Genomic DNA, 11,722 nt, shown 5'->3' with positions numbered 1-11,722 from the left:
ACGTACAAGCTATGGAAGATGTAATTTCGAATTGTTAAGGTTGAAAGTTCTTAATTCACAGGAAATATTTGGATAATATTTAAGGTGTTCTCTTGAAAAGGGTAAGTGTATAACTTTTTCACCAAAATTGCGTGAGAACCAATTTTACTTGACAATCTACATATGAGTTGACATCTTGATTTTTGAAGGAGAGTAAGTCATGAAGAAATTATTTACTGCCATTAGAAAAAGTGATTATGAATTAGTAAAGGATATAATAAATAAGAAACCAGAATTAGTTAATTGTACAGCTAAGCAACCCCCCTAAAAAAGATGATGGTCAATCACCGCTTCAGGTAGCATTAAAAACTGGTAATTTTCAAATTGCAGATTTTCTTATAGATAATGGAGCGAATCTAAACTTTATGGAAGTTGATATAAAATGAAATTAAGCATTTAATTATGAATGGGTAGAAATTCACTCAAAATAATAAAATCTCCTACTTTGTTGAGGAGATTTTATTATTTTCTATAAAAAGTTCTCGTAGGGTTTTTATATTTTCTTTCAGTTCTGATGGGTCTATTGCTTCTATCTGGCTTTTTATTAACTTAATATCTTTACTTGTATTCTCATCCACAGACCAACCCTGATAAATATCTAGTATGTCCTCTTTTCGTTCTCGTAAAGGATGAATATTCAAATAGAGTAGAATTTCATTTTTTAATGATTCAACAATACCTTCTGATTGTAGAGATGGCATGGTAAAAATAATTCTTACATCAAAGGTAAGGAATTTTCTACCCCCTATACGCTTAATTTTAGAAGTTTTTATATAACGTCCTATGAGCTTTTGAATGTCTTTTGATAACTTATGCACATTTTTTATTATTAAAATACCTCCTTCTGTCTTTTCAATCAATCCCAATTGGTGATTTTTTTCCGTTCCAAAGAGATGTTCTTTCAGTTGGGCTTGGGTACCTGGAACTTGGTTTCCATCCAATTGGTAACAGGGGGCATACTTTCGTGTGCTTTTTGAGTGAATGTATCGAGCTATGGTGCTTTTTCCTACACCCTCTTCACCTACAATAGCCATATGGTTAGGCATTATAGAAAAATAATCTGCTATATTTAGCACTTTTTTCCAATGAAATGATTTACCATAAATCTTAGGAACATATGAATTAGTTTTTTCTATGCTTTCGTCATAGAGACGTTTTTCTTCTTTTTTTTCTAGAGCATGTTCACTAAGGACAAGGGCTTCGTATAGGCGTGCAAAGCTATTAACAATATGAACAACATTTGGATTTACATTGGTATGTATAAAAATAATATTGAGTGCACCATAAAGTTCACCATGCTTATAAATTGGTGCAGCAATTGAAGTAATGTCATGAAAAGATTTGTTATAATGCTCCGCTCCCCTTGTAATAATAGTTCTATTTTCCATTAAAGCCAAGGCTATAGAGTTTGTTCCAATATGCCTTTCATTAACATTAAGATAGTATCCAAGCTGTGGATACAATCGCTCATAGTTAGTAACAGGATTAATGATATATTCAAGGTTTGTATTTTTATCATAAGTCATAGCATACCAGCCTAGGTGTTTAAAAATATTCAAGAATATCCTTGGTTTTACCATCTCTTTTGAAAGGGCGTTCTCAATGAAGTAATCCTTCAAACAATCAGGAGAGAGGAAGTTTCCAGGGTCCACCTCGTAGATAGGTACATTCATACGTTGACACCGAATCCAAGAATGAAAGATAGTAGGGTCTAATGTATGTTCCCCATGTAACCTGTGTTGTGTGAATTTTTCCCATAAGGATAGGGTATGTTTCATGCTTTGCTCATGATTGACATATTTTATATAAATGTCTTCTTTATTGGGTCGATTAGTGCATTCAATAGGTTCCTTAAATGATTTAGGGAAATTAAAACCTTCTAATAATGTAACAGTACCTTTATGATCTTGTCCATAAATTATAGGTATTCCGGATAATATAATTGTATTTAAATCGGAATATATGGTTTTACGTGACACATTAAATTTATCAGCTAGATATTTAACAGTTACTCTGTTAGCATTAGCGAGAATCATTAAAATTCTAATGATTCGATTTAACTTCATAGTATTGAACCCTCCCTCTGATAAAATATTTGTGTTTACTAATCTATATTATGCAGTAGTTATAGTTTAAAATAATAATAGTTTACCACAGGTAAAGGGTAATTGTAAGTATTACATTGTATAGGTATCTAAAAATATAAATTATAGACATTGAAAATATATTTCGAGGGTTAAATCACACCACCAGTTTTTACTGGTGCCATATATGGAGTTCTTTTGATTGCCTTTCCCTTTATAAAGCACATGTATATGCTACACTATTTTTAATACGACACCCTATTCCTAAAATAATCCATATTTTTGATTTTAACTTTCCCATAGATTAATAATTCCTATTCTTTCATAAACCTTATATTTCAAATGAAAGTTCTAGATAGACTAGATGTAAATAGTTAAGAATATATAATTATATATTTTTATGAATAAGGCTAAGCTATTTGTATCATAATTGACAAAAATAGAAAGAATGGATAAAATGAAAGAGGGATTAGGCATAAGAGGTGAAAAACTTTGAGTAAAAAAGAAATGATTATGGAAGCTGCTTTAAAATTATTTAATGAGTTTGGTTTTCATGGAACACCAACTTCAAAAATAGCCAAAGAAGCAGGAGTTTCAAATGGAACATTATTTAATTATTTTAGTACTAAAGAGGATTTAATAAATAGCCTTTACTTAAAAGAACTATCAGGTTGTAAAGAGTGTATTTTTAAAGGTTTTAGTGAAGATTTGTCAGTTAAAGAAGCTGTGGAATCATTGTGGACTAATGCAATTAGATGGAGTATTAAATGTCCAGATATGTTTAAGTTTAGAGAACAATTTGCCCATTCACCATATATTAATAATATTAATAAAGAAAAAACAGAAGAACTTTTTAGATTTGCCCATGGTTTGATAGAAAAGGGCATTGGTGAAGGAATTTTTAAACATAAGAATACAAAATTAATATGTCATTACATGGAGGGTGCCTTAATACACACTACTAAATACATATTGGAAAATAAGGATGAAAATGTGGATGATCTTATAAAAGAAAGCTTTAATATGTTGTGGGGAGGTGTTGGATCTTAAAAAATTATAGAAATGGGAGGAATATATAGTTAACAGATATTTTTTGTGATATAATGACTGAGTAGTCAATCAACAAGACAAAAGGATGACTATTATTTTTTTAAAAGGATAATGACTGATTAGTCAATCATTATTTGGATTTTATGAATCATATATGTGAATAAAGGAAGGGTGGAATAATGATAAAAAAAATCTTAGGAATTATTATGGTTAGCACTATGCTGTTATCCCTATCAGCATGTGCAAAGGCAGATGGAATGAAAAAAGAGGAAAAAGTAAGGGCTGTTAAGGTACAAAAGATTGAGGAAACAAAAAATTCTGTTTCCCTTGGTTATATAGGGACGGTAGATTCTAAAAGTATTATAGATTATAGCTTTAAGACAGGTGGAAAACTTGCTAAAGTTCATGTGAAAAAGGGAGATAAAGTAAAAAAGGGAAATATATTGGCAGAATTAGATAAAGAAGATATTAATCTTCAATTAGAGGCTGCAAAGGCAAATTTAGTATCAGCAGAAGAAAATGTTAAAAAGGCTAGGGATGCTATGAATTATCAAGAAGATCAATTTAGTAGAATGGAAAAGTTATATGAAGCAAGTAGTTTATCAAAATCCCAATATGAGCAGATAAAACTACAAAGGGACGCTTCAGTGGCCACATATAATCAAGCTAAATCCCAGTATGATGCTACAAGGGTTAATTATGAAAATACTCTTATTATCCTTGAGGAATCAACCATCTATGCAAAGGAAGATGGAATTGTTGTGGCTATACCCCATGAGGAGGGAGAAAGAATAGCACCTCCAGCCATGTCTTATGTGACTATTGTTCAAGTAAGAAGTATGGATCAAATAATTAATGTGGGAATTGCCCAAAAGGATTTAAATAAAATACATAGGGGAATAAAAGCTACTATCAATATAGATGGAGAAATGGCAAATGGATTAATTACTAATATTGATGAAGCGCCAAATCAAGCAACTAGAACCTACAATGGAGAAGTATATGTGAAGGATAAAAACTATAGGTTAGGATCTATTGCCAAGGTATCTTTCCATGTGGGAGAAGAAAATGGAGTTTGGATTCCTATGCAGTCCATATTTTCAAATGGAGAAGATTATGTGTATATTGTAAAGGAAGATAGGGCTTTTAAAAGAACGGTTACACTCCTTAAAAACAATGAAGATAAAGTGATGATAAAAGGTGTAAAACCAGGAGAACTATTAGCTATAAGTGGTATGAAAAACTTAAATGATGGTTCAAAGGTAAATATCGTAGAATAGGGGGCAATGGGATTGAATAAATTAATAAAGCAACTTATAAAAGAAAGAACAGTGACCCTATTCCTAGCAGTGATAATTGCATTTCTAGGGGCATATGCTTACTATGTATTGCCAAGACAAGAAAGTCCTGATGTATCCTTTCCTGCAGCCATGATTATTACTCCTTATCCAGGGGCATCACCTAAGGATGTGAAGGACTTAGTAACTAGTAAAATAGAAGACGAATTAGCAGAACTTGATGGAATAGATGAAATACAAGGTATATCAAATCAAGGATTATCTATTACTGTACCCATGTTTACAGCAAATACAGATTATGATAAGGCTATGCAAGATGTGAGAAATGCAGTGGCAGATGCAGAATCAGAACTGCCTAATGGTGCCTTTGTCAATGAAATTAATACGGATATTGTTTCCTCAGCAGGGATTATTATAAGTCTTTCAGGGGAAAATTATTCCTATGAACAGTTAGCATCCTTTGGAGAATTATTTAAAGATGGACTAACAGGTATTGACGGTATTACAAAATTTGAAATTGAAGGGGAAGTTGATAAGGAAGTAAAGGTAGATATAGATGTGGGAAAGCTTAATCAATTAGACTTATCCATAGATGATGTGAATAATATTATTCAATCACAAAATATAGAGATTCCATCAGGAAAAATAGAATATAAATCGGGAGAGATTACAGTTAAGACTCCCGGAATATATGGAAATATAAATGACATAGAAAATACAATCATATTCGTAGCAAGGGATACGGGAGTTGTAACAAGATTATCTGATATTGCAAATGTTTATATGGATCTTGAAGATGGTGTGGAAAAATACAAGCAAAAGGGATTAAATACGGTACTTTTAGCAGGCTACTTTGAAAAGGGAAAAAATGTAGTTATCGTAGGAAAAGATGTACGTGTAGCCTTAGATAAGGTAAAGGGACAGTTACCTGAAGATTTGCTCGTTGAGGAAATTATCTACCAACCAGATGATGTGGAGAAATCTGTTAATGACTTCATGATCAATCTTCTAGAAGGTATTGTACTTGTTGTAATCGTTGTATTTTTAGGAATGGGACTTAGAAATGCCTTAGTTGTATCTACAGCTATTCCTTTGTCCATACTAATGACCTTTGGGGTAATGTATTTAATGAAAATATATATTCATCAAATGTCTTTAACGGCCTTGATTGTGGCATTAGGAATATTAGTGGATAATGCCATAGTTATTAGTGATACTATACAAGTAAAAATAGATGAAGGGGAAAGTAGATTAGATGCATCCTATAATGGTACTGCCGTATCATCCATTCCTATTTTTACAGCAACACTTACAACTATTGCAGCATTTTCACCACTACTTGGTATGCCTGGAGCTGCTGGTAAGTTTTTAGGTTCCATACCTAGGGTGTTGATTATATCCATTATTGCAGCTTATATTGTATCTATGTTTATCACACCAGCTATGTCAGCAATTGCCTTTAGGCCAAGTAAAAGGAAGAGTGACAAAGAAGGTGCCATAAGATTATTTTTCAAAAATACATTGAAGACTGGATTGAAATGGAAGAAAAGTACAATTATAGTAACATTTTTGGCCTTGATTTTAGTCATGAATGTATTAATGCCTCAATTACCATCAGAGTTTTTCCCTTATGCAGATAAGGATATTTTATACATAGAAATGAATACGGAAATAGGTGGAAGTATAGATGCCACTGAAAAATTAACAGATGAGGTAGTGGAGTTATTATCTAAGGAACCTGAAATCACAAATTATACAGTTTCTGTTGGTAATGGTCTACCAAAGTATTATATAACAGTACCTGTAGCCACTCCTTCTCAAGATTATGGACAAATGCTTTGTAAATTTGACCTGGGAGATAAGAAAAATAGAAGATTTGAAGACAAGGTTGTATTTTTAAATTATATCCAAAATAAATTAGATGCATATATCTCTGGAGGAAAATGTAGTGCTAAACTTCTTGCAAATGCCAAACCAGCAGATGCAAAGGTCATATTAAGACTTTCTAGTGATAATTTAGACAGATTAAGGGAAGTATCTAATTTATTAAAGGATGAAATAGGAAAAATACCAGGAACTACAAATGTTCGTCATGACATGAAAGATAAGACCTATGAGTTAAATGTGGATGTGGATGAAGACATAGCAAGTAACTTAGGAATATCAAAATACGACATACAAAAACAAATAAATGTTGCATTATATGGAAGCACCTCTTCTGTATTTAGAAGGGATGGTAATGAGTACAACATTAAAGTAAAAGGTGATATTCATAGTGTGGAAGAACTTGAGAACTTGGCAATAAAATCCTCCGTAACTAATAACAAAATACCAATAAAGCAGTTTGCCAAGGTTACCTATGGAAAAAAAGATGATACAATAAAAACTTTTAATAGGGAGCAAACGGTGGAATTACTTGCAAATGAACTGCCAGGATATAGCCCTGCAACTATAGAAGATATTATAGAATTTGAACTTCTACCAACACTAGACACATCAGGAGTTAAAATTGACTTTGCAGGTGAGCGTGAAGATATTAGTGAAAACTTTGGTATTGTGGGATTAATAGCCCTATTTGCCATGTTTATCATATATGTAATATTAGTTATTCAGTTTAGATCATTTATGCAGCCATTAGTTATAATGATTACCATACCATTATCTCTAATAGGATCTGTTACAGGATTATTTATATTCAATAAACCATTATCATTAACTGCATTTCTAGGAATAATAGCATTGATTGGCCTAGTTGTTAAAAATGGTATATTGTTAATAGAATATATTAATGATGCTAGAAAAAGGGGAGATACTATTGATGATGCGTGTATAGATGCAGTAGGAAAGCGATTTAATGCCATTATCCTTAGTGCAACAACTACCGTAATAGGTCTTGTACCTTTAGCCTTATCAGGAAGCGGATTATTTGGACCTATGGCCATATGCCTTATGTTTGGTCTTATGGCATCTACCTTTTTAACTATGATTGTTATACCTGTGGTATACAGCTTAGTTGAAGGATTTATGGAAAAGATAAAGTTTTAATTGTTAATGAATACATTAAATTATCACCGATCCTTTTAGGGACGGTGATAATTTAATATAAATCTATTTGTAATCCTTTAAACCATCTTTAAAAATCTGAATAATATTTTCATTTTCATCCAATCTATAAACTCTTGCAGGATTCATATTACTATCCCAATCAATTCCGTTCCACCATATGGCTATTTTTATATTTTTGAATTTCTGAATACTACTAAACATTTCATTAACCCATTTTTCCTTATTACCCCCTACTGAATTAGATCCAAACTCTGTAATCATAAAGGGTTTATTGAAATATTTCATATAGTCATTATACATAGGTATATAAATGTCATTAAAATCTCGCCATTTCTCACCCTCATAATAGGTACCCGTATTGTATCCTGTAAGGCCCACTATATGAACATATTCATCTCCAGGATAATAATTTAAATAATGATTCCATTTAAAATCCGGAAAGGAAATATCATGGGGGTTCCATACCCAAAGGACATTATCTACTTTATTAGATTGGAAAATCCTATAAACATATTTCCACACTTCTTTAAATATATCTGGATCTTTAGAATAATAATAACTAGAATAGAAACACCAATCTCCATTCATTTCATTGTTTAGACGAAATATTACAGGATGCTTAAATCCTTTTATATCTTTTGCATAGGAATTAAAAAAATCGTCATATTTCCCTTTTAATATATCATACATAACACTAGAATTATCCTTATGATCTAGATGGATTGTTTGAAGGGTTAATAGGACATGACGATTATTATTATGGGCATTTATCATTTCTTTAGTAGGAAAGGAACCACTAGTGAAGGACTGATATTTAACTAGAAATTTAAATGAGTAATCTAGCTTTTTCTCAAGGGTCTTTAAAAAATGAAAGTCCTCTGGGGCTGTATGCTCATAAATACCCCATTTTAAATTATTATTTTCTAAAAAATACTCTTTAAGAAATAACATGGTTTCTTTATTTAAGGGTTCCTTTGGATTTTCAAATGAAGGAGTGTTGTAAACATTATTTATCTTTTCATTTTTATTTATAATTTTAAAAGTCCTTATAATATTCATATAGTCAGAGGTGTTTTTCAATGGATTTGAAGATTTTATAAGGATTGTGTAAACTTCATATTTGTTTTTTAAAATTTCTGCACTTACATAATAGTTTTTATCATTTTCCACATTGGGAAGTTTATTTCTTTTCCACTTTAATAAATGAATTTTCTTACCATTTACATAGGTAGTCTTTTGGAGTTCTCTTATATGATCTTTATTGTTTTCTAAAAATTTATTACTATAGTTCATATAAGCAAGGGGTGAGGAATGGGTATTTTTAAAATTATCATAATATATTTCTATTTTCATATTTTCATTAGAAATAATAGTTTTTACATGTCCTAGAGAGTTATGAATTTCCATATGACTTGGGTATTTTAGAGTATAACCTTCCTCTAGATTTGTATATTTAATGTATTTATTAGGATAGTATATGTAGATAAATATGCCTAAAGTAGAAATTATAAATATGAATAAAATTAAAAAAACTTTTTTCAAATTCAAAGATCATCCCGCCTTTACTATATATGTACTTATTTAAAGTTATGCTTATTGCTATAGATTAATGTTATGGGCATATTATTCTAGTAGAAAATTAAAGTGGTAGAGGGAAATTCCCTCTACCACTTTAATTTTCTACTAGAATAGTTCTACTTTCCTCATGCCACTTAATATTGTAATTAAATCCTTCAAATACATATTTCAGAGGAATATAAGTTCTTCCCTCTTTAATAATGGTCTTTGTGTCCATTTTCAGTTCTTCATTATTTATTTTGATATGGTCTTTGCCTATGGGAATTTCAATAGTAGTATCCCCTTTTTTAGCAGTTACAATACAATCTTTTTTATTGAAAGAAACGTGAGCACCTATCATTTCAAGAGGCTTTCTTATGGGCATTAAAGTTCTATTGTTTTCATCAATAAAGGGTATTCCCATGTTTTCTTCTTTTCTAAATGTTAATTCATGTCCATTGATTACAAAATACATTTTTTTATTAAATTCATCTAAAGACATGGAAGAAACTTCATCTATAGTGTCATTCATAGCTTTTAAAAGACTCAAATCATCAGTAGTATCTTCATTAATATCAAAAATCATAATACCCGATGCATTTTTTAGAGCAAGTCTAGTTTTTTCTTTTATTGTATTGATACCGTTATAATAAGAATCAAGAGGGTCTCCCTTGGCATAATCCTTATAGGCGTTTTCCCTATCTTCATTTACTAGATGCCTATATTGCTTCCAACTAGGTCTAGCATAAAAGGGAACTCCTATAACTATCTTTTCCTTTGGTACTCCCCTATTTATCCAATAGCTTATGGAAGTACTGGCAAACCAAAAGGGACTATGTTGTTCATTGTTAGAATCATAGGCCATTATATTTATCCAATCAAATTCCTTTAAACAATTATCTGTTACGGCCTTTGATGGGGCAGGACCTTCTGTTTTAGACCAGGCACCATTAAGGGCTGCCGTTAGGTATTTATCCTCTTCTTTTAGCCTTTTACCTAATTCTAATATGAGCTTTTCGTAATTTTGAGAAGACTCTCCTAAATCTGGATATTCCCAGTCAATTTCTACTCCATCTAGGTCATATTGGTCTACAAATTTTATTATATTATCTATGAATTTTTTTCTAGTTTCGCTGGATCCAGCCATTTTTTCAAAGTTAGGATCAAGGGCAATATTTTTATAAGACCATCCTCCAACGGCTATTAAAACCTCCACATTGTTTTTATGGCTTTTTTCTACTAATTCCTTTAGTTTTTCAGGCTTTTCGATTCCTATTAAAGAGCCATCTTCACCCGGGATTAAAAAGGCATATGTTATGTGAGTTAGCTTATCAAATTGAACATTTTCATCAATAGTATCTTTAAATATTTCAGAGTAATAGCCTACAACTTTAAAATCTTTCTTATCCTTAGTAATACCATGGCTATCATTAAAAGAACTAGATATTATAAGGGTAAATAGAATTATGAAGATAGAAAACTTTTTGAATCTAATCATTTGTCAGTCACCTCCAGGTTTAGTTATATAGATTTATCATTTATAAACCAGCTTTATGTGTGTCTATTTCAGGAAAATATATTGAAAATCTTTTCCACCCAAGTCCCTGTCACAAGCGAAAGTGTGAATCTTCGTAGATATGTTCATGTGTCATGTTCAATTAGCATAAGATGTTGTGACGTTCCAGGGTTCCAAAGATTTTCAATAAATTTTCCCTTATAGGCAAGTTACTGTATAAAGAAAACTTAGGGTTGATAAATCTATAGGTAGTATATGGTAAAAATAAAAAAACTTAGCAGAATCTGCTAAGTTTTTTCAATGGTCGGGGTGGCAGGATTTGAACCCGCGGCCCCCTGGTCCCAAACCAGATGCGCTACCAAACTGCGCTACACCCCGTCGACAAATATAGTTTACCATTATCTAGAAAAAAAAGCATGTCATATTTTTGACTATTTTAATGTGGAAAATGAAAAAAACTCTTGTATACTAAAAGATACTCTTGATTTTCCACTATAATGAAGAAATGGAAAAACATTAGAATATTCTATAAAATAAATCTATAAAGTTTTTTAAAATTAATATTTTTTTAATATTTATAGTGTATAGTATTTAAGAGGAATTATATGGATAAACTTTAATATGCTTTGGGATTGTAGATAATAAATGGTAAAATAGATATGGAGGGAGGATATATGTATAATTTTTTTTCAACAATAATCAAGTATGCATTTATTTTAATAATATATCTATTTATATTTAATATTATGAAAATGATTTATTTGGATATTCAAAATATGACAGGGCTAATTGGAAATTGTCCATATTTAAAGCTTATAAATAGAAAAGACACCTTACCCTTTAAAATAAAGGAAGTATATCCTTTAGACAAAACCATGTCCATAGGAAGAAAAAATGATAATCATATAAGTATAAAGGATCCAACCATATCAAATTATCAAGCCAGAATAATTTTAAACGAGGACTATTTTTTAATAAAAGATGAAAATAGTGCAAATGGAACCTTTATTAATGGAGAAAAGATAATAGATACGGTTATGTTGCAAAATGGAGATAGAATAAAAATGGGACGGGTAGAGTTTTTATATGTGGATACTGTTAAAGAGGTGTAG

At 30.9% G+C, this 11,722-nt stretch carries 8 protein-coding genes and 1 tRNA gene; 5 read left to right on the top strand and 4 right to left on the bottom strand.

Annotated features, from left to right (window positions below):
- Positions 1 to 281 precede the first annotated feature (281 nt).
- Positions 282 to 425 (top strand): ankyrin repeat domain-containing protein, encoded by a 144-nt coding sequence (locus tag N4A57_RS18665; protein WP_293658412.1) that lies wholly within the window; start codon positions 282 to 284, stop codon positions 423 to 425.
- A 54-nt stretch (positions 426 to 479) separates the two neighbouring features.
- Here N4A57_RS18665 and N4A57_RS12925 read toward each other — a convergent pair whose 3' ends face one another.
- The gene (locus N4A57_RS12925; RefSeq protein WP_293658411.1) at positions 480 to 2,105 is read right to left on the bottom strand and encodes a sigma 54-interacting transcriptional regulator; all 1,626 of its coding nucleotides are present in this window, start codon (positions 2,103 to 2,105) and stop codon (positions 480 to 482) included.
- A 510-nt stretch (positions 2,106 to 2,615) separates the two neighbouring features.
- On the opposite strand from N4A57_RS12925, the gene N4A57_RS12920 reads away from it, so the two are divergent.
- From N4A57_RS12920 to N4A57_RS12910, 3 genes are all read left to right on the top strand, one after another.
- Positions 2,616 to 3,173 carry a TetR/AcrR family transcriptional regulator gene (locus tag N4A57_RS12920; RefSeq protein ID WP_293658410.1) on the top strand — a complete coding sequence of 186 codons (558 nt, stop codon included), beginning with the start codon at positions 2,616 to 2,618 and terminating at the stop codon, positions 3,171 to 3,173.
- 179 nt (positions 3,174 to 3,352) lie between these two features.
- On the top strand, positions 3,353 to 4,453 hold the full coding sequence (locus N4A57_RS12915) for an efflux RND transporter periplasmic adaptor subunit (RefSeq protein WP_293658409.1): 1,101 nt from the start codon (positions 3,353 to 3,355) through the stop codon (positions 4,451 to 4,453).
- 12 nt (positions 4,454 to 4,465) lie between these two features.
- Complete coding sequence (locus N4A57_RS12910) at positions 4,466 to 7,516, top strand: efflux RND transporter permease subunit (protein WP_293658408.1); 3,051 nt, start codon at positions 4,466 to 4,468, stop codon at positions 7,514 to 7,516.
- Positions 7,517 to 7,579: 63 nt separating this feature from the next.
- On the opposite strand, the gene N4A57_RS12905 is transcribed toward N4A57_RS12910, so the two are convergent.
- From N4A57_RS12905 to N4A57_RS12895, 3 genes are all read right to left on the bottom strand, one after another.
- The gene (locus tag N4A57_RS12905) at positions 7,580 to 9,085 is read right to left on the bottom strand and encodes a glycoside hydrolase family 26 protein (RefSeq protein ID WP_293658407.1); all 1,506 of its coding nucleotides are present in this window, start codon (positions 9,083 to 9,085) and stop codon (positions 7,580 to 7,582) included.
- A 124-nt stretch (positions 9,086 to 9,209) separates the two neighbouring features.
- Complete coding sequence (locus tag N4A57_RS12900) at positions 9,210 to 10,592, bottom strand: glycosyl hydrolase family 18 protein (RefSeq protein WP_293658406.1); 1,383 nt, start codon at positions 10,590 to 10,592, stop codon at positions 9,210 to 9,212.
- A 319-nt stretch (positions 10,593 to 10,911) separates the two neighbouring features.
- A tRNA-Pro gene (locus N4A57_RS12895) sits at positions 10,912 to 10,988 on the bottom strand.
- Between the two features lie 296 nt (positions 10,989 to 11,284).
- Between N4A57_RS12895 and N4A57_RS12890 the strand changes: the two genes are divergently transcribed.
- Positions 11,285 to 11,722 (top strand): FHA domain-containing protein, encoded by a 438-nt coding sequence (locus N4A57_RS12890; protein ID WP_293658405.1) that lies wholly within the window; start codon positions 11,285 to 11,287, stop codon positions 11,720 to 11,722.

It is taken from the genome of Anaeromicrobium sp., assembly GCF_025210435.1.
Lineage (GTDB): Bacteria > Bacillota > Clostridia > Peptostreptococcales > Thermotaleaceae > Anaeromicrobium.
Note: the sequence above shows the minus strand (reverse complement) of the source record. Positions and strands in the feature narration are given on the sequence as shown.

Bases quoted from the DNA above. Each gene is read 5' to 3' on its own strand.
- N4A57_RS12915 (WP_293658409.1), top strand. From the start codon at position 3,353: ATGATAAAAAAAATCTTAGGAATTATTATGGTTAGCACTATGCTGTTA.
- N4A57_RS12925 (WP_293658411.1), bottom strand. From the start codon at position 2,105: ATGAAGTTAAATCGAATCATTAGAATTTTAATGATTCTCGCTAATGCT.
- N4A57_RS12890 (WP_293658405.1), top strand. From the start codon at position 11,285: ATGTATAATTTTTTTTCAACAATAATCAAGTATGCATTTATTTTAATA.
- N4A57_RS12900 (WP_293658406.1), bottom strand. From the start codon at position 10,592: ATGATTAGATTCAAAAAGTTTTCTATCTTCATAATTCTATTTACCCTT.